Annotated in this window: 17 protein-coding genes; 13 read left to right on the top strand and 4 right to left on the bottom strand. The window is 61.0% G+C overall.

From position 1 onward, the window contains the following. Both JNL55_RS34885 and JNL55_RS34890 read left to right on the top strand, forming a co-directional pair. Nucleotides 1-2,245, top strand: a 2,245-nt coding sequence (locus JNL55_RS34885; RefSeq protein ID WP_293865840.1) for a TonB-dependent siderophore receptor, incomplete at its 5' end; no start/stop codon positions are given. Nucleotides 2,246-2,255: 10 nt separating this feature from the next. Next, nucleotides 2,256-3,779 (top strand): serine hydrolase domain-containing protein, encoded by a 1,524-nt coding sequence (locus JNL55_RS34890; RefSeq protein ID WP_293865843.1) that lies wholly within the window; start codon nucleotides 2,256-2,258, stop codon nucleotides 3,777-3,779. Here JNL55_RS34890 and JNL55_RS34895 read toward each other — a convergent pair. From JNL55_RS34895 to JNL55_RS34905, 3 genes are all read right to left on the bottom strand, one after another. Further along, complete coding sequence (locus JNL55_RS34895; RefSeq protein WP_293865846.1) at nucleotides 3,773-4,036, bottom strand: hypothetical protein; 264 nt, start codon at nucleotides 4,034-4,036, stop codon at nucleotides 3,773-3,775. The two genes, JNL55_RS34890 and JNL55_RS34895, sit on opposite strands and share 7 nt — an antisense overlap. A 167-nt stretch (nucleotides 4,037-4,203) precedes the next feature. Further along, nucleotides 4,204-4,584, bottom strand: a complete 381-nt coding sequence (locus JNL55_RS34900; protein WP_293865849.1) for a DUF6036 family nucleotidyltransferase — start codon at nucleotides 4,582-4,584, stop codon at nucleotides 4,204-4,206. Further along, nucleotides 4,571-5,263 (bottom strand): helix-turn-helix domain-containing protein, encoded by a 693-nt coding sequence (locus JNL55_RS34905; RefSeq protein WP_293865852.1) that lies wholly within the window; start codon nucleotides 5,261-5,263, stop codon nucleotides 4,571-4,573. The genes JNL55_RS34900 and JNL55_RS34905 overlap by 14 nt, the downstream gene beginning before the upstream one ends. Before the next feature lie 216 nt (nucleotides 5,264-5,479). Between JNL55_RS34905 and JNL55_RS34910 the strand changes: the two genes are divergently transcribed. The 5 genes from JNL55_RS34910 to JNL55_RS34930 all read left to right on the top strand — a co-directional run bounded on the left by JNL55_RS34910 (nucleotide 5,480) and on the right by JNL55_RS34930 (nucleotide 14,514). Continuing rightward, nucleotides 5,480-5,977 (top strand): RNA polymerase sigma factor, encoded by a 498-nt coding sequence (locus JNL55_RS34910; RefSeq protein WP_293865855.1) that lies wholly within the window; start codon nucleotides 5,480-5,482, stop codon nucleotides 5,975-5,977. A 7-nt stretch (nucleotides 5,978-5,984) separates the two neighbouring features. Further along, on the top strand, nucleotides 5,985-7,025 hold the full coding sequence (locus JNL55_RS34915) for a FecR family protein (protein WP_293865858.1): 1,041 nt from the start codon (nucleotides 5,985-5,987) through the stop codon (nucleotides 7,023-7,025). A gap of 121 nt (nucleotides 7,026-7,146) precedes the next feature. Further along, nucleotides 7,147-10,167, top strand: a complete 3,021-nt coding sequence (locus tag JNL55_RS34920; protein WP_293865861.1) for a TonB-dependent receptor — start codon at nucleotides 7,147-7,149, stop codon at nucleotides 10,165-10,167. 27 nt (nucleotides 10,168-10,194) lie between these two features. Next, complete coding sequence (locus tag JNL55_RS34925) at nucleotides 10,195-12,408, top strand: prolyl oligopeptidase family serine peptidase (protein WP_293865864.1); 2,214 nt, start codon at nucleotides 10,195-10,197, stop codon at nucleotides 12,406-12,408. Between the two features lie 12 nt (nucleotides 12,409-12,420). Beyond that, nucleotides 12,421-14,514 carry an Atxe2 family lasso peptide isopeptidase gene (locus tag JNL55_RS34930; protein WP_293865867.1) on the top strand — a complete coding sequence of 698 codons (2,094 nt, stop codon included), beginning with the start codon at nucleotides 12,421-12,423 and terminating at the stop codon, nucleotides 14,512-14,514. Here the strand turns inward: JNL55_RS34930 and JNL55_RS34935 are convergent. Then, on the bottom strand, nucleotides 14,487-14,972 hold the full coding sequence (locus JNL55_RS34935) for a 2,4'-dihydroxyacetophenone dioxygenase family protein (protein ID WP_293865870.1): 486 nt from the start codon (nucleotides 14,970-14,972) through the stop codon (nucleotides 14,487-14,489). The genes JNL55_RS34930 and JNL55_RS34935 overlap by 28 nt on opposite strands. Before the next feature lie 158 nt (nucleotides 14,973-15,130). On the opposite strand from JNL55_RS34935, the gene JNL55_RS34940 reads away from it, so the two are divergent. The 6 genes from JNL55_RS34940 to JNL55_RS34965 all read left to right on the top strand — a co-directional run bounded on the left by JNL55_RS34940 (nucleotide 15,131) and on the right by JNL55_RS34965 (nucleotide 22,542). After that, a complete protein-coding gene (locus JNL55_RS34940; RefSeq protein ID WP_293865873.1) occupies nucleotides 15,131-15,916 on the top strand; it encodes an SDR family NAD(P)-dependent oxidoreductase in 786 nt (261 codons plus the stop codon). Nucleotides 15,917-15,928: 12 nt separating this feature from the next. Then, on the top strand, nucleotides 15,929-16,714 hold the full coding sequence (locus JNL55_RS34945; protein ID WP_293865876.1) for an SDR family NAD(P)-dependent oxidoreductase: 786 nt from the start codon (nucleotides 15,929-15,931) through the stop codon (nucleotides 16,712-16,714). A 24-nt stretch (nucleotides 16,715-16,738) separates the two neighbouring features. After that, complete coding sequence (locus tag JNL55_RS34950; protein ID WP_293865879.1) at nucleotides 16,739-17,281, top strand: VOC family protein; 543 nt, start codon at nucleotides 16,739-16,741, stop codon at nucleotides 17,279-17,281. 71 nt (nucleotides 17,282-17,352) lie between these two features. Further along, nucleotides 17,353-18,447, top strand: a complete 1,095-nt coding sequence (locus JNL55_RS34955; protein ID WP_293865881.1) for a LuxR C-terminal-related transcriptional regulator — start codon at nucleotides 17,353-17,355, stop codon at nucleotides 18,445-18,447. Between the two features lie 205 nt (nucleotides 18,448-18,652). Then, nucleotides 18,653-20,848 carry a TonB-dependent receptor gene (locus JNL55_RS34960; protein ID WP_293865883.1) on the top strand — a complete coding sequence of 732 codons (2,196 nt, stop codon included), beginning with the start codon at nucleotides 18,653-18,655 and terminating at the stop codon, nucleotides 20,846-20,848. 5 nt (nucleotides 20,849-20,853) lie between these two features. Further along, nucleotides 20,854-22,542: an AMP-binding protein gene (locus JNL55_RS34965; protein WP_293865885.1), complete on the top strand. Its 1,689-nt coding sequence runs from the start codon at nucleotides 20,854-20,856 to the stop codon at nucleotides 22,540-22,542. Nucleotides 22,543-22,578 lie beyond the last annotated feature (36 nt).

The raw sequence follows: 22,578 nt of genomic DNA on the forward strand, positions 1-22,578 counted from the left end.
TGTCAAAGGCACGCTCTCGCCGCAGGAAGCCATTGGGATTTTGTTGAAGGGCACGGATCTGCAAGTGCAGACCTCGCCCAGCGGTGCGATGGTGATTGCGCCCGCACTGAACCGCACGTCTCAATCAGTCGGCAGCGATGCGGCTGATGTGGAGTCGTGGGAACAGATCGTCGTGACTGGCTCGGCGCTGTGGATGGGAAAGGCGGGCGAGTCGCCGCGTGAAGTGCCGCAGTCGGTGTCGGTGCTGAGTCGCAAGCGCATCGAAGATCAGAATCTGGAGTCGCTGGCCGACGCGTTGGAAGCAACCACCGGCATTACGACCCAGCGCTCGAGCTCGCTGTTCGCAAACTTCTACTCGCGCGGTTTCAATATCACCAATCTGCAGCTCGACGGCGGCGCATCGCTGGATCGCAGCCTCGGTTACGGCAACGTGTTGCCGGACATGGCGCAGTTCGAGCGCGTCGAAGTGTTGCGTGGTGCGGATGGTTTGTTCTCCGGCGCCGGTGAACCTGGCGGTCGAGTCAACATGGTTCGTAAGCGCCCGACCTCGCAGCCGCAAGCGCAGGCGAGCCTGTCGGCGGGGCGTTGGGACACCTATCAAGGTCAGCTAGATCTCTCCAGCCCACTGGCTTTCGACGGCAAGCTGCGTGGCCGCATGGTGACTTCGTTCACTGAGCAAGGTTATTTCTTCGACGGCGCGCGTGATGGTAGCAAGGCTCTGGTCTATGCTATCGTCGACGCGCAGTTGACGCCGAGCACGCTGTTGACGCTCGGCGGTAGCTACGAAGATCAAGATCTGCCGTACTTCGCTTACGGTCTGCCGCGTTATTCATCAGGCGCCGATTTGCATTTGCCGCGCGATACCTATCTGTCGCCGGCATGGAGTTACTACGACTCGACCGTGAAGACCGGTTTCGCCGGCCTCGAGCAGGGCCTGGGCACTTGGTCGCTGAAGTTGGATTTGCATTATTTGACTCAGGACGAAGATCGCTCGGGTGTGAACTATTTTTTCGCCATCGACCCGGCGACCAATGCCGGTGGTTCGGCGCTGCCGAGCCGACAGCTGGGTGAAGTCGAGCAGAAGTCGGTGGATCTGGCCATCAATGGCCCAGTGGAATTGTTCGGCCGTGAGCACACCATCGTGATCGGTGCGAACTGGCAGCAGGCCGGCATCGAATCGTTGAATCAGTCCGCGACCGGCGCGACGTATGCGATGGGAAACGTGTACACATATGACCCGCGTTCTTACGCGCGGCCCGGCAGTTTTCCGCCGCCTAGCTCGTCGTACGTACCCGAGATCACTCAGTCCGGCATCTACGGCATGGTGCGCTTTCAGGTGCTCGATCCGTTGCGTGTGATGATCGGCGGGCGGGTCAGCAAGTATAAATTCGAATCGGTGTTCACCAATCTGGTTTTCAATACCGCCAGCGTCAATCGCTACGAAGACAGCAATGTGTTCACGCCCTACGGCGGCATCGTCTACGACTTGAACGACCGCTGGTCGCTGTACACCAGCCTCGGTGAAACCTACAGCTCGCAGTCCAGCAGCTTGAAAGGCCCGCTGCCAGGCTCGCCGCTGGATCCGATTGCCGGCCGAAACTATGAAGTCGGCATCAAAGGTGATGCGGCTGGTGGAGCTGTGACGTTCAACGCAGCCTTGTATCGCATCGAGCGCAAAGGCGAAGCTGTTCAGGATCTGACGTATCCGCCCAGCGCGGTCGGGCAGCTCGGTGCCAGTTGTTGTTATCTCGACGACGGCGAAGTGGTCAGCCAAGGTATCGATGCTGAAATCACCAGCGAGTTGTTTCACGGCCTGACGCTCACGGCCGGCTACACCTATAACGACAACCAGGATAAGTTGGAAGGAACCGGCCGCGCGCACTCGCGCACACCACGTCACCTGTTCAAGTCATTCGGCACTTACTTGGTGCCGCATACTCAGAACAAGCTTCGGGTCGGCGGTGGCGTCACGTTACAGAGCGACAACTACGCCAGCGGCTCGGTTGCAGCCTTCGATCAGAACGGCAATCCGCTCGGGGTGTTCGTGCCTTATGAGTTCCGGCAGGGCGGCTATTCGCTGTGGAGCTTGTTCGCCGATTACAAGATCAATGAGCAGCTGTCGCTGGCGCTCAACGCCAGTAACTTGTTCGACAAGACTTACTACTCCACCGTCGGTGTCAGCGGCTACGGCAACTGGTACGGCGAACCCCGCAATCTCACTGTGACCATGCGGGCAAAGTTCTGAGGCACTGTTCATGAGCATTGTATTGGGACGCCGCCACGTACTGGCGGCGGTGAGCGCTTGCTCGCTGCTTTGGAGTGCGATCGCCGGCGCGTCTGCCGGCGATCGCTTTGAATCGATTCGCCAGGCGATTCGCGACGGCATGCAGGAACAAAACATTCCATCGTACGCGGTGGCGGTCGCGCAGGACGGCAAGATCGTTTGGGAAGAAGCGTTCGGCTGGGCGGATCGTGAGCGGCGCATTCCTGCCACCGTGAACACGATCTACTCGTTGGCCTCAGTATCCAAGCCCATGACGGGCACGGCACTGATGACATTGGTGCAAGCGGGCAAGATCGATCTGGATCGGCCCATCAACGATTATCTTGGCGCCGCCAAGCTGCGTGCTCGCGTTGGTGATGTGAATCAGGCGACGGTGCGTCGTGTGGCGAATCACACCGCCGGCTTGCCCATGCATTGGCAGTTCTTCTACGCGGACGAGCCTTACCAGCAGCCGTCGCTCGATGAGACGATTCTTCACTACGGCAACATCGTCACGCCGCCGGCGGAACGGTTTACCTACACCAATCTCGGCACCGGCCTGCTCAACGGCATCATCGAGCGTACGTCCGGGATGAGCTTCGCCGACTACATGCGGCAGGAAGTGTTCTTGCCGTTGGGCATGACACGCAGCTCAGTGGACATCGCGCCGTCGCTGCAAGAATTCGTCGCCGCTCGCTACGGCAGCGACGATCTGCCGCTGCCGTTCTTCAGCGCCAATCATGCTGGTGCTTCCGGAATCTATTCCAGCGTTCACGACGTGCTGCGCTTCGGGTTGTTTCATCTGAAGACCCATCGGTCGGACCAGAAAGCGATCCTGAGCGATGCATCGCTCGATGAGATGCATCGGCGAACTGCCGAGCGCGGCGCTGACTTTGGCTACGGCGTGGGCTTCGAAGTCTCGACAGTCGCCGGTCGCCGCTGGGTTCATCACTCCGGCGGCATGGACGGCGCGTCGACCATTATGGTGTTGCTGCCGGATCAGAACATCGCCGTGGTGGTGTTGGCGAACAAACGAGGCATGCGCGGCGACATTCCTGAAATGATTCTGTCCACGCTGTTGCACTCGAATCCGCCTGCAAAGAAGCCAGTCGTTGCGAAGGCGGAGAGTGTTTGCTCGATGGCCTCGACGCTGAGCGGTGTCTGGCAGGGCACGCTTGCGACTTACGAGGGCGATCGATCCCTGGAATTGCGCTTCGTATCGGCGGATGAGGTCCAGGTCCGGCTCGGCGATCAACTGCCGACCCTGCTCAATCGTCCCAATTGCGACGGCAACTCATTCAGCGGTGAGTTCCTGGGACGCATCGGCACCGCCGACACGGATCGCTATCGCTACCGCATCTCTGTGTCGTTGCACCTTCGTGGTGCTGCGTTGAATGGCACGGCGACCGCCATCCACGTCGAAGGCCGCCGCGGACCGGCAGCCCTCGCTCATTGGGTTGAGGTGCGCAGGATTGATACGACTCCCGCGCACGCTCTCACTAGCGCGTCTTACTGACCGACGGCGCTGGTTGGCGCTACCGCTGCCGTTGCCTGCTTCTCACTCGGCGACGCCGAGAGCAACTGCAAACGCGCCGGATGCGCAACGATGAAGGTGTTCGGATCAATGCGGCGCGCAGTTCTGGCCACGACCACTGCCGGGTGATCGCCCAACTTAACTTCAGGCGCAGTTTCACTCGACTGGGCTGCGCTCGAGACGCTCAAGCCCGACGTGACAGCAACAATGGCGGAAAACAGAAACAAACGTGAGTTCATGACAGCTCTGCAAGGGTGATTTCAGGCTGCCACTGTAGTGGGCCGTTCCTCGCCGAAAAATCCGGCAGGGCGCATTTGATTGATTCCTTGCGAGCAGCAATTACCGGACTGTTACAGCGCTTCGCTTAGGGGCTTTCCTTAGGCATGAGTCCGCAGTGAGCGTGGGCCTAGGCGCTAGGCCAAGCCATTTCAAGCCACAACTCCAATGTTTTGTCGTGCCACGGGACTCTACTGAGCAAGTAGGGCTGGAGTTCTTCGAAGTATCTGTCTTTCAGAACCTGACGATCGATATGGCCGGCTCGGGCGAGACGCAGGAAGTCTTCTCGATCCCGCTCAGAGTTGCGCTCCAGTTTCGACAATGCAATGTCGGTGGCATTCAGACCGAAGAGGCTCAGTCGCTGCCAAGGTGCCGACGGGAACATTCGAACCAGCCGACTTGCGTATTCGGCTGGCGGTGTCGCAATCGTGACGTGCTGCATATACAGACGGTACTTGCGATGCAGTGGCGAGCCCAGCCCTGCCAGGCTTTCGACGTCATCCGCGGGCATAGGACAACTGATCGGCAGTCAAGCCAGTGAGCAGGTTCCAGTGTCGTGCAAGCGCTGAGCGATGCGTCTTGAGCCAGCAGCGTTCAGCAGCTGGCATGGATTCACGACAAAGCGTGTCCTCGCGGGCCAGGCGTGCATGCTCGAGCCGTTGCTCGATGGTGGAGAGTTGATTGAACGCAGCTGCGAACTCTGGTCTGTCAGCGGCCAGCCCCTTCGCTATCGCCACTAGAAAGCCCAGGCGATTCTGCACATCGTGCAATTTCCCATGGCGAACCAGCCACGCCCAGTCCAAGTCGGAATACGTCAACAGTACCCAAGGCAGAGCTTCCGCGAGTCGCGTTTCAAGATCGTTCTGAAGCAGCGCTTCCAAAACCACGGCCGCCGGATTCGCCTTGCGAGGACGCAGATGTGAAAACGCGGGATAGCCCAGCCCCGAGAGTTGGCGGGCAAGTTGCCCGGCGTCTGCGACGTGCCCTTCGGTCGGCGGCTCTGGCATGGGCAAAGCTGTGGCAGGAAGGCGGTAGAGCGCAGTGGCGGCGCGCGCCAGTTCGGCCGTCACGGGCCGTTGGCCCATTTCCAGCTGGGACAAATAGGACTGCGACACACCCAAAGCCGCCGCGGCCTGCTGTTGTGTCAGCCCGGCTTTGAGTCGCCCCGCCTTGAGCCGATCATGGGTCATGCCCCAACAATATTGCAAATGTTGTAATACTGCAAATCATGCCCAGTCCCCGCCGTGGCCAAGTGACTGAATCGGTTGGCAAACAGCCGGCAAGCCGGCACCCTCAAAAATAAAGGTAGCCACTTTTCGAAGTGGACTGCTCTACTGTTCCCGGACCGCCGAGGGCGCGGTCGGGGCGGGTGGGGTTTGCAGAATAACGACCGTAGAAAATCGTTCGTGGCTGACGTTGCCGTTCAATACGGCCGACGGCTGCAGCGTTTTCTTGCGGCTCGGTTGCGTAACGCCGGTGATGCGCCGGATCTGGCGCAGGAGGTGTACCTGCGCCTGCTGCGGCTCGATAAGCACGAGCTGATCCGAAATCCCGAAGCCTATCTGTTCACCGTCGCGAGCCATCTGCTGAACGAGCACACACTGCGGCAAAGTGCCGCGCCGGTGGTGGTCGATCTCGGCGAGATTTTCACCGAGCTGCACACAGTGGCCGAGCACGATCCGGCCGAGCAGGTCGAGCGTCAGCAGCGCGTGCAGGATCTGGAGCAAGCGATGGAAAAGCTGCCGGCCAAAGCGCAGGCGGCTTTGCTGCTGCATCGACGGGACGGTTACACGTTGGACGAAATCGGCGAGCAGCTGGGCGTGTCTCGCGCCATGGCAAAAAAATACCTCGCTCGCGCGCTGGTGCATTGTCAGCGCCGCTTGGAACGAGAGCGCAAGGGTTAGGGGACTCATGAGCGATCCAAAAATCCTGGAGGAGGCGGCCGAGTGGCTCGTGACCCTGCGCGATGGTGGCGGTGACGCGGCGGAGCGTTCGGAGTTCGCGGCGTGGATTTCGAAGTCGCCTGAGCATGTGCGCGCTTATCTCGAACTCTCCACCGTTTGGACCGATGCTGCGTCGGTGGACTCACAGCGCAGACTCGATGTCGCAGCGTTGCTCGCTACCGCCGAGCAAGACAGCAATGTCGTGACGTTGGAGGGCCGGGGCGCTGCTGAGCCCACTGCCGAAGCGACAGTCAATTCGCGCAAGGCCCGAAGTTTTGGCTGGCCTCAACGAATCGCTGCGTGCGTGGCCATCGTCTGCGTCGCGACTGCCATCACCTGGTGGCAGAGTAATAGCGCGCTGACGTACACCACCGGCATCGGCGAACAAAGGCTGCTGACCTTGAGCGATGGCTCACGCGTGGAGCTCAATGCACGCTCGCGGATTCGCATCCGTTTCTCCGAGCGCGAACGCCTGGTCGAACTGCTCGAAGGCCAGGGCATGTTCCAAGTGGCCAAGAATCCGCAGCGACCCTTCATCGTGAGTAGCGATCACACGCGCGTGCGGGCTGTCGGCACTCAGTTCGATGTATATCGCAGACCCAGCGGCACGGTGGTCACCGTGCTCGAAGGTAAAGTTGAAGTGCAGACAGGCGCGGCCGGCGCGGTCGAGCGCAGTAACGATTCGGTCAGCGCGCTCGGCGCGGGCCAGCAAGTCATCGTGGTGGCGGATCGCATCAATCATCCCGCCGCCGCTAACGTTGCCGCCGCCACCGCGTGGACGCAGCGACAACTGGTATTCGATTCCGCCACGCTCGCCGAGGTAGCGCACGAATTCAATCGATATAACTTGCGGCAGCTGGTGATCCGCGACGCTGAGTTGGAGGGATTCCTGATCAGCGGTGTGTTTTCTTCCACGGAGCCGGCCTCGTTGCTGAACTTTCTGCAACAACAGGCGGATTTCCTAGTGCAGGAAACGGATACGGAGATCCGCATTTCGCGCCGTGAATGAGTGCGCTGAAAAATTCCGGTATCCACTTTTCCCCGGCGTCCGTTCTATGGGCGCTATGAATCTGCCATCGACTGCGATGGCAATCACAACAAGCCTCGGCAGAGGCAGGGGAGTAGTGTTCATGCGTGCAGCTATTGTCGCGGCGATGGTGGTTTCTTCGGTGGGGCTGTCGTTGGCCTCCGATGTGCAAGCAGCAATTCGTAAGTCGACTCACATTCCGGCGCAGGGCTTGGGGCCGGCGTTGCAGACGTTGGCCAAGGATCGGGATTTTCAAATCGTTTATCGTCCCGAGTTCGTGCGGGGCTTGAGCACCACGGGCATCAGCGGCGAACTCACGCCTGAAGAGGCGCTGACGCAGCTGTTACAAGGGACGGGACTGACTCATCGCAAGGTCGATGACAAGACCATCACCATCGTGCCGGCCGCGGAACGCATTCAGTTGCCGAGCACCGGCATGTTGCCCGAGCAGATGTCAGTGATGCCGCTGAGCGTGGGTGACGATCAGCCTGCTGTTCAGCCCACGACAGTGTGGCAGCGCCTGCGTCTGGCGCAGGCGGAGTTCTCTGCCACTGCCAAACAGAACGCCAGCAGCGCCAAGAGCGACGCGGGCGAGGCGCGTTACAGCGAAGTGGAAGAGCTGGTGGTCACTGGCTCGCGTCTCGCGACTCCGCGCCAGCAGCCGGTGCCGGTGAAGATTCTGTCTAGAGCAGAAATCGACAGCAGTGGCGCGACCAGTGTGGCGCAGGCGCTGAATCAAATGCCGGAAGTGTCGGTGCAGTCGACCACCGCGCCGTTTCAAGCGAGCCGCGCCAGCTCAACCGTGCAACTGCGAGGTTTGCCATCGGGTACAGCGCTGGTGTTGCTCAACGGTCGGCGTCTGGCAGGCACGCCGTTTCAAGCGAGCAGCGGTATCACCAATCTGAACGTGTTGCCGCTTTCTGCCGTGGAGCGCATCGAGTTGTTGCCGTCCGGATCGTCGGCCATCTACGGCGGCGATGCGCTCGCTGGCGTGGTCAACATCATTCTCAAGAAGGATTTCGACGGCGCCGAAGTCAACGCGCGCTACGGCAGCGCCGACAGCTACGACGAAAAACAAACCAGCTTCACTATCGGCAAGTCGTTCTCGCGAGGCTCGTTCTCGTTCATGGGCTCGTACGTCACCAACTCCGTGTTGTGGGGTTCGGATCGAGCGATCACCGCGAACACCGACTACTCGCGCTACGGCGGTCACGTGTACTCGGTGACGTATGGCATGCCGGGTAATGTGTTTACGCGCGACGGTTCCAATCTGCCAGGCTTGAACTCGCGCTACGCGGCGATTCCAGTGGGCACCGACGGCATCGGTTTGACGGTCGCAGACTTCGCAGCCACCGCCGGAACGTTGCAGCGGGACACCGGCTTCTATCGCTATTCCTCGGTGATTCCTGCCAGCGAGACCGCCAGCGGGCTGTTGTACGGCACGTTCGATCTCACGCCCAATATCGAGCTGTTCGGCGAAGCGCTGTACTCACGCTATCAGTCGGAGGAGATGGACTATCCGATCTTCATCCATCAAGCGTATCGAGTGCCGGCTTCAAATGCGTTCAATCCGTTCGGCGTGGATTTGGGTGTCGACCACGTGTTTCGCACCAAGGAGCGCTTCTGTTACTGCCTGAAGCAGGAGTACTCGCGAGCTGCACTCGGCGCACGCGGCAACGTAGGCGCCTGGCGTTGGGAAGTGGCCGGGACTTACACGCGCGGTAAGGATACGACCAACGAAGGGCCGGTCTTCGACCCCAACGCGGATGCCAGAATCACGACCGCGCTGGCCTCTTCCGATCCAGCCACCGCGCTCAACGTGTTCTCGGATCGCTTCTGGACGTTGGCAGAGCTGGAACCTTATGGCTTGATGACACTGGTCAATGAGCTCACGTCGGAGCTGTCGTCGGTGACCGGGTTCATCAGTGGCCCGCTGTTCGACTTCGGCGCCGGTGCGGTGGAAGCTTCCTTCGGTGTCGAGGCTGAGCGTAGCGACCTTTATTACAACTACTACATCACCACGTTCAGTGGTGACCGTGACAACTACGCGCTCTTCAGCGAAGTGCGTGTGCCGCTGATCGGCCCGGGAGAAGGTGGCAACGATGCCAGAGTGGCCCTGACCGGCGCGGTTCGCTTCGACGATTACAGCGACTTCGGTAGCGAGTTCTCGACGCAGTTCGGTATCGAAGTGCGGCCGCATGAGTCGTGGCTGCTGCGCGCGGCGTACAGCGAAGCGTACAAACCGCCACGGTTGTATCAGTTGTTCTCGCCGGCGGTCTCGACCCAATCGACGCTGACGGATAGCCGTCGCGGCAACGAGGCCTATGCCGCCACCTATCTCACCGGCGGCAATCCCGACCTGGATGCGATGACCGGCTATTCGACCAGCGCCGGTTTCGTGTTCACGCCGGCCTCGGTGCCGGGCTTCCAGTTCCTGGCAACTCATTGGACCACCAAGATCGAAAACTACTCGACCTTGTTGAGCACCAATGTCGTCATCGCCAACGAAGAATTGTTTCCTGGCTATGTGATTCGCGCGCAGCCGACGGCGCAGGACATCGCCAACGGCTATCCGGGTCGCATCCAGGAGTTCCGTAACATCTATTTGAACTTCGGAACATTCGATCTGGCGGGTGTGGACACCGGTGCGAGCTGGCGTCTGCGCACACGGTTCGGTGAGTTTGTGCCCGCTGTGTCCGGTTCCTATACCTATAAGTACGACACGGCGCTGATCCCTGGTGTGCCGGTCGCAGATCGCGCTGGCAAGGCTACCGCCAGCTTCTTCGCTCCCAACTGGAAGGCGACGGCGTCGCTCGGCTGGAATACCTCGGCACTGCAGACGACGCTGGCAGCGCGCTATGTCGGTGAGTATGAGGACTACGCACCGTCGAAGCGCAAACTCGGCGACTTCACGGTGTTCGACTTCAACGCCAAGTTGCAGTTGGGCAAGGCGCTGGGTTGGACCGGCTCGGTGCTGGAACAGTCCTATGTGACGTTGGGCGCGGTGAACCTGTTCAATCGGCTGCCCGACTATTCCTATAACCGCGGCACGGTGGGTTACGACCCGACCCAATACGACATTCGCGGCCGATTCATCTATTTGCAGGCCGGGCTGAAGCTCTAACCCGCCGCTTTCTTAGGAGGACTATCCATGCAGACTCTGGCTGCGTTGGTTCGCTGCGCCCTGATTTTGTCTTGCGGGGCGCTAGCGACCGTCGATTCCAGCAGTGCCGCCGACCAGCGGGGCTGGACAGTGCGCGACATCGTCGAGACTGGGCACATCACCAGCACCGCACTCGATGAGCAGCGCCGGCGAGTCGCGTTTGTTTTCAAACGCGGCTCGGTGGACCAAGGCAAAGTTCGTTTCAGCTTGTACGTGGTCGCAGCGGATGGCAGCGCCGCTCCGCGAAAAATGTTCGAAGCGGACTATCTGGATGACGTCGCCGCACGGCCCAACAGTGACCGGTGGACCGTGCGTGCCGATCTGGGTCAAGGCGTCCAGCTGTACGAGTTGGACGAGCAGGGCGGTGTGCGTCCGGTGGTGGTGACCGAGCAGACCGGCGCGGTCGGTGGTTTCGGCGGCCTGTTACAAACATCCCACGACGAAACGCGTCAGACCGGCGTTGTTTCTTACGGCTGGTCACCCGATGGCTCGGCGTTGTGGTACTCGCGGTTGCGCCTTCGATCGCCTGCCGAGAAGCATGCGGTGGCCAATGCGGGTGTGGTCTACAACTCGGCAACCATGAGCAGTTTGCAATTCCACAAGGACCTGCCTGCGATGGCCGGCACCGAGCTGCGCTTGTGGCAGCCGAATCAGGACCGATTGTTGACTCATGTGCCTGCGGGCGCGATGGACGACTTCCTACGCTTCTCTCGCGATTCAGTCTCGTGGTCCGGCGACGGCAAACGATTGCAATATTCCGACTCGGACAGCACTAAAGACGGCCGACGCGAGTTCCTGCGTATGAGCGTCGACATCGCGAGTGGCAAGTCGCAGCGAGCTGCCAATGCCGGAGCGCTGGAAGCGATGTATGCCTCAGCGCTTCCGGACGGCAATAGCTTTCTTACCGTGCGCGACGAGGGCAAGGGCCGACGGTTGGTGCAGTTGGATCTGGCGGGCAAGGTGCTGAAAGATCACGGGACCGTCGAATACTTGCGGCTGGGCGGCAGTTTCGGCTCCTCCTGGAGTGCCAAGGGCAATCGTGCCGTGCTCGGCGTGTTCTATCGCGACCATAACGGCCTGATGCTATTCCCCGAGGTTCCGGCGAACGCGGCATGGGCGAAGCGCAGGGATCACCTTTCCAATTGCACGTTCAGCCAAGACCTTGCTTATGGCACATGCGTGCGGGAGTCGCTCACCGAGCCGCAAGAGCTCGTGGCCATCGTGCCGGATCGCGGCGAGATGACAACCATTGCGCGACCGAACGCTGCGCTGGATGAGATCGAGCCGCTGCGAAGCGAGCGTCGTGAATGGACCGGCAAGTCGGGTGGCGTCAGCGACGGCTACGTCACGTATCCACGAAATTTCGTGAGCGGCAAGAGATATCCGGTCATGGTCGTCACGCATGGTGGCGATGCACGCAATCGTTTTGCTTACTTCGGCTTCCAGGCGGAAGCGCCGGTGCAAGTGTTCGCGGAGTCGGGTTACGTGGTGCTGTCGGTCAACGATCCGATCACCAACGCGCGAACCCGACAATCGCGCGACAAGTTCTTGCACACCGATGGCAATGCCGACGTCGAGGCCATGCAGTTCTATAAACACATCGAGCCGCTCGAAGGGCTCGAAGCAGCCGTGCAATGGGCGGTTGACGCAGGCATTGCCGATGCGACGCAGGCCGGCATCGCTGGCTACAGCCGTGGCTGCGAGATGGTCGAGTACGCGTTGAGCCAATCGAAAACGTTCAAAGCGGGCGCCAACGGCGATGCCGGCGGCTGGGGGCCGGGCGGCTTTTGGTTCACCGGCTCGGACAACATCGTGGGTTTGTATCGAGGCATGTTTGGCGGCTCTCCATACGACGCGCGTGCTGTCGACAACTATCGAAAACACTCGGCAGTGTTTCGAGCCGAGCAGTTCTCCGGAGCACTCCTGCAACAGTCCGCGGCGCGTTCAGCCATGTTCGGGCTGGAGCTGCACATGATGTTGCGTGAGGCGAAGGTGCCGAACGAGTTCGTGTTCTTTCCGGAGGAGGCGCACATCTTCTGGCATCCGCAACGACGCGCGGCAGCCATGAATCGCAGTCTCGACTGGTTCAACTATTGGTTGCTCGGCAAGCGCGACGCCTCGCCGGACAAACTCGATCAATACGCAAGGTGGGACGCCATGGCTAACGAATGGCGCGCAGCCGGCCAGCGTTCTGGGAGCTAAAGCATGCATTCGATGAAGACTCTGTTTCTTGGCGCGTTACTCGCCAGTCACGCGGGATTCGCAGCGGCCGGCGACAAGCGGCCGTTCACCTCCGCCGATTTGCTGTCGATGAAGGACATCGGTGGCTACTCCGGCGGGTTGGCGTTGTCGCCCGATGGGCAGTCGGTGGCGATGCAGGTTCAACAGCCTGATTTCGCCGCACGGACTTACAAGCTCGACTGGGTCATTGCGTCAGTTCGCGATGGCACGACGCTTCAAGTGGGCGAGGGTGGTGAGTTGTTACTGAATCCCAGCCCAATGGGGCGCATCAACGGCTCGCGTGCCAGTGCCGTGGCGAAGTGGTCTCCCGATGGTCAGTGGATCGCGTATCGGCGCAAGGATCAGGGTCATGCGCAAGTGTGGCGTAGTCGTGCTGATGGTTCGCTCCAGGAACAAGTCACGCACAACGCGGCCGACGTGCTGGACTTCAAGTGGAGTGACGACGGGCGAGCCATCGAATTCACGGTGGCGCGCGATCGCGCCATGATGGCGCGTAGAGACCAAGAAGAAGGCGATAAGGGTTGGCTGCTGGACGATCGATTCGTGCCCGATGACAGCAAGGTGCCGTTATGGTTTCCGTGCACTGAAGATGCTTGGGCGATTCCACAGCCCGAATCGCAGAAGTGCACGCCGACGGCGTGGGTGGTGGATGTCGCAAGCAAGCAGGAGCGGCTCGACGACGGCACGGCGACGCAAGCTACGGCACGTCCAGCCGGCGTCAGCGCTGAGCGCGTCATTCAGAAGATCACGCCGGATGCTTCGGGTAAACACGTCGGCTGGTTCGAGAACGAAACGCCGGTCGAGAATCCCGGCTTCGGCGCGGACCTGACGTTGTTCGCCGATGGCAAGCGGTGTGGCGCGCCGGAATGTCACGGCCAATTGAAGTCGTTCTGGTGGCACGGCGATGACGTCATTCTGTTGCATCGTGAAGGTCATGCTTACAGCGAGCTGACCTTGTCGGCGTGGCGCCCGGGCTCACGCAAGGTGCGGCGGATCTATCACATCGACGGCGTGATCGATTCGTGCGATGTGCGCGCCAGCCAGGCGGTTTGCTTGCACGAAACATCGACGACATCGCGCAAGGTCGTGGCCATTTCATTGCGCGATGGTCAAGTGAAGACGGTGTTCGATCCAAACCCGCAGCTCGCCGAATTTCAGCTGGGCAGCGTCGAGAAGCTGCAATGGCACGATGCCTTTGGTAATCCGACGTTCGGTCATCTGGTGCTGCCCACGGATTATCAGAAGGGCAAGCGTTATCCGCTGGTGATCGTGCAGTACCGCTCGAAAGGCTTCCTGCGCGGCGGCGTCGGTGAGGAATACCCGATTTATCCGATGGCGGCCGCCGGCTTTGCCGTGCTCAGTTTCGATCGGCCCAATGATTGGCAAGCCATGAAGAAGTTCGATCCCAAGCAGACCGGCAAGTCCGAGGCCAAAGAATGGGAGGATGGGTACGAGCGTAAATCCGCGCTGACTGCGCTGGAGACGATCATCGATCAGTTGGCTGAGCGAGGCATCATCGACCCATCACGGGTGGGGCTCACCGGGCTGAGCGACGGTGCTGAGACAGTGGAGTTCGCCCTGTTCAATTCCAATCGCTTCGCTGCCACGGCTCATAGCGGCAGCTGGTCGCCGTACATCTATCACACGTCAGTGAATTCTTGGATGCGAGACTTTCTTTACTCGATGCTCCAGGCGAAAAACACCGAGGAACTGATGGAGCGCTGGAAGCCGATGGCGCTGGCGTTCAATGCGAACAAAGTCAGCGCGCCGCTGTTGATCCAGGTGGCGGACAGCGAAATGATCATGAGCTTACCGAACTACGTGGCGCTGAAGGATGCGGGCAAGCCGGTGGAGGCGTATGTGTTTCCGGGCGAGTACCACATCAAATGGCAGCCACAACACAAGCTCGCCGTCGCTGAGCGCAGCATCGATTGGTTCAACTTCTGGCTCAGCGACAAGGAGGATCCGGCGGCGGACAAGGTCGAGCAGTATCGGCGCTGGAGAGCGTTGCGCCGAGTCTGCGCTGCCCATGGCGAAGCTCACCAGTGCGACGGCTTCTCGATGTGATCCGCCGCGTTGGCTGCAACGGCAAGGTCGTACATCAATCGTGCATCGACGACGGCGGCGACAGCGCCGTCATCGTGATAGCCCGCTAACGGGCCGTGCACGACCGCGAACATGATCATGCCGTCTGGGTGGGTGGTCGGTTCGTGGCGAATGCCGGCGCCTTCGTAAACGTAGTCGCCGACCCGACCGCGATCTTCGCCGTAGCTGAAGCCACCTTCGAGCAGGAAGCCTTCCACTGCGCCCAGGTGGCCATGCACGGCGGCTGCGTTGTCCGGTGACACCTTCAGCAGCATCGAGAAGCCGCCGGTGGTCGGGTTCACGTTCAGCAGCTTGAACCAGGTGCCGGGCATGACCCAGTCGGCCCACGGCAGGGTGCTGGGGTTGAAGAAAGCTGATTTATGAGTTGCCGTCGCCTGGACCGAGCTGGTCCCGCTGCGCTTGATGGATACGCTCGACATGCCAATCCCCCGCTCAAAGTGTTGTGCGGCGGATGCTAGGAGCCCGCCGCCGGCGGCGACATGACGAGAACCACTCAGCCCCACTGGGGCTGAGTGAAATACGCTATTGCCGCTCCCGGCCCCCGGGTTGCAGCCTGCGGGCGCAGATCGGGGGGATCATGGCTAGGCTCGAAGGTAAAACGGCATTCATCACCGGTGCCGCGTCCGGCATTGGGCGCGCGACAGCTGTGCTGTTCGCCAACGAAGGCGCACGGGTCGTGGCGGCCGACATTTCCGCTGCCGGCGCCGAGCGCACAGTCGAGCAGATCGGCGCGAACGCGTTAGCCGTAGCGCTCGATGTTGCCAGCGAGCCGCAGTGGGAGCAGGCCATGCTCCGGGCGACCCACCAATTCGGCAAACTCGACATCGTCTGCAACATCGCCGGCATCGGTCGCGGCGGCAGTATCGAAGACGTCGAACTCGCCGACTGGAATGCGATGCTCGCCGTCAATCTCACCGGCACCATGCTCGGCTGCAAACACGGCGTGCGCACGATCAAGCGCACCGGCGGCAGTGGCGCCATCGTCAATGTTTCCTCGGTCGGCGGATTGGTCGGCATCGCCGACATCGCGGGCTACTGCGCCTCCAAAGGCGGCGTCACCATTCTTAGTAAGTCAGTGGCTTTACACTGCGCCCAACGCGGCTATCCGATTCGTTGCGTCAGTGTGCACCCAACCTATGTCGACACTGAAATGCTCGATCCGGTCGCGGCGGCGCTAGGCAGTCGGTCAGAACTCCTGGCCCGCATGGCGCGGCAGGTGCCGACCGGACGAGTGGCAACGCCGAACGATATCGCACGCACCATCCTGTTCGCGGCCTCCGACGATGCAGCGATGGTCAATGGATCGTCTTTGATCGCGGACGGCGCACAGCTCGCCGGCCCACCGTCTACGCATTTCGAATGATTGGAGTGAAGTATGAGTAGAGTCGAAGGTCGCGTGGCTTTAGTGACCGGCGCCGCGCAAGGCATCGGTTTCGCGTGCGCACAGCGTCTGAAAGAAGAGGGCGCGACAGTGCTGATGTCCGACCTCAACGCGACCACGTTGAACACAGCTGCGAAACAGCTCGGCGCACACGCCATCGTTCAAGATGTCTCGTCCGAGCAAGGTTGGATCGACACGATCAAATCGATCCGCGACACGCACGGGGCATTACACATCCTGGTGAACAACGCCGGTATCGAAGGCGATCCCGCCGCACCCAAGGATCCGCAAGGAGCACCGCTCACCGACTGGAACAAAATCTTCGCCGTGAACAGCGCCGGGGTGTTCCTGGCCTGTAAGCACGCGATCACGCTGATGGCAGATTCTGGCGGCGGCTCGATCGTGAATGTTTCTTCGATTGCGTCATTGGTGCCGACGCCGTTTTTGACTGCGTACGGTGCCGCCAAGGCGTCTGTGCAACACCTCACTCAGTCAGTGGCGCTGCATTGTGCAACGTCCGGCCATCGCATTCGTTGCAACTCCGTGCATCCGGGCCAGGCGCGCACGCCCATGCTCGATGCGTTATTCCAGCGTCTGGCAGGCCAATCGGGTGTGTCGGTCGAGCAGTTCACCGCTGCATTCGTGGCTGGCATTCCCATGGGCGAGCTGCAGGAGCCGCGAGATGTGGCGAACCTGGTGCTGTTCCTCGCTTCCGATGAGGCCCGTTACGTCACCGGCCAGGCCATCGCCTGTGATGGCGGCTACGTGCTGGCTCACTGAGCAACCCGATTCAGAGCAAAGCAAATGAACCCGACTTCCCCGCTGGCACCGGCCGGGGTCATTCAAATGGCGTATGTGGTCGAGAACATCGAGGAGGCCATGCCGCGCTTTACGCAGGCGCTCGGCATCGGCCCGTGGTTTTACTTCGAGAACTTCGGCTTCGAGCGGCTCGAGTATCGCGGCATGCCGTCGCAGGCCAAGCTGTCGCTGTGCTTGGGCATGTCCGGCGGCATGATGTACGAGTTGATTCAGCAGCGGGATGAGCAGCCGAGCGTCTACCGGGAAGTGCAACGCGAACGCGGCTGGGGCTTTCATCACTATGCCGTCGGCGTCGCGCCGGCCGACTATCAGCGCACCGTGGCCGATTATGTGGCCCGTGGTTATGACAAGGTGCTGGACGCCCAGGTCGCGGTGGGCGCGCAGGCAGCCTATGTCGACTCGCGTCGCGACCTGCAGGGCATGATCGAGATCATCGAAATGACTGCGCCGGTGCACGAGCTGTTCACCATGATCCGGGTGGCCGGCGACCGCTGGGACGGCCGGGACCCGATCCGCCGCCTCGGTTGAGTCACCCGGGCGCCTGGTGTAGTTTGCAGTAGGTCGCTCGATAACGAGCACTTTGCGCAAACGGGGGCTCCATGCACAGCGTGGATGTGGCTGACGGCTCGATTGAGTCAGCCTTTGCGACGATTCTTGCCTGCACCGATCACAGCAGCGTGGACGCACAGCTGTTGCGTCCGGTTGCCGCCAATATTGCGGCGACCAGCGGGGTGTATTTCAGGTTTGCCGGGGCGCCTCGGGCGGATTGCTACGCGGCCAATTACTCGTACGCCGGCGACACGCCGGAGGCCGCCGAGGTCTACCTGGATCATTATTTCCGCTTCGATCCGGTGGTGCGCTCGGGCCTGCATTGGCTGCATCACCCGCAGGCGCCCATTCAGCTGGTGTCGGGGCTGTCGGCCAGCTCGGTCGATTTGCACGATCATGCGTATCGAGACGCGTTCCTGTATCGCTACAACATCGGACATGTGATGGCGTTGATCGTGCCTTGTCCGATTGCGTCCGGCTCGCAGCTCATGTGTATCGGCTTTCATCGCTGTGTCGATGATCGGCCGTTTCAGCCGCATGAAGTGCGTGTGTTCGAGCGGCTGGCACCGGCGATTAGTTCGGTGCTGAGATTGCTGGCTTATCAGGACGCCGAGCGATTGTCGCATGACGTACTGAGTGCGTTGAGCACGAGCGGTGGCGTGGGTTATGTGATTCTGGATCACGACTTGGCGATCGAGAATGCGAATGCTCGCGGGCTGGCGGATCTCGATGTGAGCCCGACGGGCGCCGCGGCGTTGCTCGGCGAAGTGCGACGATTGCTGATTTCCGGTGAGTTGTCCGGCGATGGCGATGGCCGCAATGTGCTCACGACCGCTAGCAATGGCCGGCCGTTGGAGCTTTGTGTTTCTCGGTTGCGCAGTCATGGCGGTCGCGAACGGTATTTGTTGATGACCAGCGAGCCGCTGACAGCGCGCTTGTTGAATGCCACTACGCGGATGTTCGCTTTGACCGACCGGGAAAGTGAGATCGCCCGCCTGGTCGCCGCCGGCCTGTGCAACGCCAGTATCGCCACCGAACTGCGCATCGCCCTGCGCACAGTCGAGAATCATCTGCGCTCCGTTTACGTGAAGGCCGACGTCTCCAGCCGCACCCAGCTGGTATCGAAGCTCCTGCGCCTGCAATAAGGTATAGGGATGTGCCTCGCCGCCATCGGCGGCGGGCGCAGAGAAAAAACCACGCTTTTTTCTCGGAGCCACGACTGTCGTGACAGGATGTCCGATCAGTCGTTTTGGATCTGAGTGGTTCACGTCATGTGGACGGCCAGATGTGTCTGGCATTGTGCTCCCCGAACAGACGCCGCATCCGAGTGGCGCTCATTACGGGGGAATCATGTCCAATCGCACGTCTACCGCTGTGCGTGTTGCCTGCGGCCTTGCTTCTATCGTTCCGGTCGTGGCCTTGGCGCAGTCCAGCGCGGCGCCTGAAGAGGTCGGCGGGCTCACCGAAATCGTCGTCACTGCCACTCGTAGCAGCGCCAATCTTCAGGATGTGGGCATCACGCTGAGTGCGTTCAGCGCTCAGGACCTGGTCAACCGTGGCGTGCGTGACTCGACCGATCTGGCCTTGCTGGCGCCGGGCCTGCAGTTCACCGATCCGGGTGGCTCGCCCGTTGCCGGCCTGCTGTCGATTCGCGGCGTGTCGCAGAACGACTTCGCCGGCCACATCGAACCCGCCAACGCGTATTACATCGATGAGGTGTATCAACCCTCGAACGCCAGCAGCGTGCAGCGCTTGTTCGACGTCGAGCGCGTCGAAATCCTGAAAGGCCCGCAAGGCACACTGTTCGGCCGTAATGCGACCGGCGGTTTGTTACATGTGATTACTCGCCAGCCGAGCCAGACGCTCGACGGCTTTGCTGAACTCACGGTCGGCAGCTTCGATCAACTGGGTTTCGAAGGCGCCGTCGGCGGGCCGCTGAGCGACACCGTCTCGGCGCGAGCCGCGGTGCTCTACAACCGCAACGATGGTTATTTCAAGAATGCCATCGGGCCTGACTACGCCAACGACGATACCGTCGCAGGTCGCGTGCAAGTGAAGATCGAACCGTCCGATAAACTGGATATCTCACTGTTCGCCGACTACTACGAAATTCGGCCCATCAACACCGGCGCGAGCATGATCACCGGCGCCACACCGGACGCGGACGGCTTGGGCGTTCGACTGCCGCCGGGGTCGCCGACCGGCTTCGGTTATGTCGATGCTGACGGCGATCCGTACACCGGTGCCATCGATTATCAAGGCCAGATGGAACGACGCACTTGGTCGACCGGCGCGAAGCTCGAATATGACTTCGACCGCATCACGCTCGCCAGCATCACCAGCTATCAAAAACTGGATAGCACTTACGATTCCGACAACGACTTCTCGCCGTTCCCCATCGGCATCTTCCAGCAAAACGCCGATGCCTCGCACTTCACACAAGAATTGCGGTTGATCCAAGGCGAAGGCGGCTTCCGCTGGACGGCAGGCCTGTACTACCTGGCCATCGACGGCGATTATTTCCAGGGCTTCAATCTGCCGGCGTTCGGTACCTATCCGCGTGCTAGCTACAGCATGGACACGCGTTCGGCCTCGGCCTTCGCGCAAAGCGAATATGACATCTCCGATTCGTTGCGATTGACGACCGGCGTGCGTGTGACCCGCGACGAAAAGAAATATAACTACACCGAAGTTTGTACCGGTCCGCTGTGCTCGGCATTCATTCAGCCTGGCACATTGGCAGCCAACGGCACCACTCGCGACAAGCATGCGGAAACCGGAACGTCCGGGCGCGTGCAGCTGGACTGGTCGGCGACCGACGATCTGTTGCTGTATTCCAGCGTGAGCCTGGGCTACAAAGCCTTCAACTACAACGCCGGCTTCGTCGGCCAGGCGCCGCTGTCACAGTTCCGCTTCAAGGGCGAGAGCTTGTTGGCGTATGAGATCGGCGAGAAGTTTCAGTTCATGAACAATCGCGCGCGGCTCAACGGTGCGGTGTTCTATTACGACTACGACGACTATCAGGCCTTCGACCAGCGCGGCTTCAATTTCACGCTGTTCAACACCACCGCCTCGATGTATGGTGCCGATGCTGAGTTGTCGCTCAGCGCAGGCGATGGTTACTTGTTCGCTGTCGGTGGCGCGTACCTGCGCACGACAGTGGATGATGTGCCCATCGGCACCCGACGCGTCAGCCGTGAAGCGCCGCAGTCGCCGCGTTACACCGCCAATCTGTCCGCCAGCAAAGATACTCATCTGCGCTTCGGCGGCTTGAATGTGAACTTGACCGCGAGCTACAGTGACGACTTCTACGCTCAGCTGACCAATGCGCCGGTGACCAAGATTCCAGCCAGCTGGCTGGTGAATGCTCGCGTGACGCTGTCCTTGCTGGACGATCGGTTGTCGATTGCCGTGTTTGCGAACAATCTGTTGGACGAAGAGCGTGAGACCTTCGCGTTCGACGTGTCGGGTGCACCGCTCGGTGGCACCTACACGACCTACGGCGAACCGCGTTGGTATGGTGTGCAGACTCGTATTCAGTTCTGAGATTCATGTCACCACTGCAAGAGTTCATTGCCGCACGCGATGCGTTGTTAGCCGCCAGAGGCGATCTGGCGGCTGCGTGTCGCGGCTTCAAGCGACCGACGGCCACTCACTTCAATTGGGTTGCCGACTACTTCGAGCCCATCGCCAACGGCAACACTCAGGCAGCGCTGCGAGTCGTGGACGATGCAGGACGCGACGTCGAGTACTCGTACGACGCACTCCGCCTGCGCTGTAACCAAGTCGCGAATTTTCTAGCGGCGCAAGGCGTGGGGCAGGGTGACCGCGTGCTCGTCATGTTGGGCAATGTGGTGCCGCTGTGGGAAACCATGCTGGCGGTGATCAAGCTGGGCGCGGTGATGATTCCTGCAACCACGCTGCTGGATGGCGCCGATCTCGAAGATCGAATCGAGCGCGGTCGGGTCAAGGCCGTCATCACGCATTCGAATCTTGCGGATCGATTTACCCAGCTCGGCGCGGCGGCGGTACGAATCGTCGTTGGTGCTGAAGTGCCGGGATGGCTCAACTACGACGCCACGTTCTCAGCAGCGACACAGATCAACGCCGCGTCGACTCGTGCTGACGATCTGCTGTTGTTGTATTTCACCTCGGGCACGACGGCCAAACCCAAGCTCGTCGCCCACACGCATACTAGCTATCCCATCGGTCATCTCTCGACCATGTATTGGCTGGGCTTGCAGCCGGACGACGTGCATTTGAACTTGAGTTCGCCAGGTTGGGCGAAGCACGCGTGGTCGTGCTTCTTCTCGCCATGGAACGCTCAGGCCACGGTGCTCGCGTATCAGTACGACCGCTTCGATGCTCGCGCGCTGTTAGATGTAATCGAACGCTGTGGCGTGACGGTGTTCTGCGCGCCGCCCACGGTTTGGCGCATGTTGATTCAACAAGATCTGAAGAACTGGCGGCCGGCGTTGCGCGAGGCTGTGAGTGCCGGTGAGCCATTGAATCCGGAAGTGATTGCGGCCGTCAGGAATGCCTGGGGCGTCACCATTCGTGATGGCTTTGGCCAGACCGAAACCACGGCGCAGATCGGCAATCCGCCAGGGTTGCCGCTCACGCCCGGTTCCATGGGCCTGCCGCTGCCTGGCTATCGCATCGAGCTCATCGACGCCGACGGCAAGAGCGGCGATGAAGGCGAGATTTGTATCGATCTGTCCGATCGTGCGGTGGGGCTGATGCAGGGATACCTCGACGATGCCGAGCGCACCGACGCGGTCATGCGAGACGGTTACTACCACACCGGCGATGTCGCGAGCCGTGACTCGGCCGGCTATCTGACTTACGTCGGTCGCATGGACGATGTTTTCAAATCGTCCGACTATCGGATCAGCCCGTTCGAGCTGGAGAGCGTGTTGATCGAGCATCCGGCGGTGGCCGAGGCGGCGGTGGTGCCGAGCCCGGATCCGACTCGGTTGTCGGTGCCGAAAGCGTTTGTGGTACTCAGTGCCACGGCCACGGCCGATGCGGACACGGCCCGGTCGATCTTCGAACACGTGCGGGCTCGCGTTTCACCCTATAAGCGCATCCGCCGCCTGCAGTTCGCAGCGCTGCCCAAAACCATTTCCGGGAAGATCCGCCGCGGCGAGCTGCGGACCCTGGAGCAGGCTCTGCGCGCGAGCGGGGAGCGGGCTGAGCAAGAGTTCTGGGAGCAGGATTTCGGCCCGCAGCGCTCCTAAGCGCGCGCAAGCGCCCGCAACTGTCCAGGAATGCGG

The organism is Steroidobacter sp. (assembly GCF_016790065.1).
GTDB lineage: Bacteria > Pseudomonadota > Gammaproteobacteria > Steroidobacterales > Steroidobacteraceae > Steroidobacter.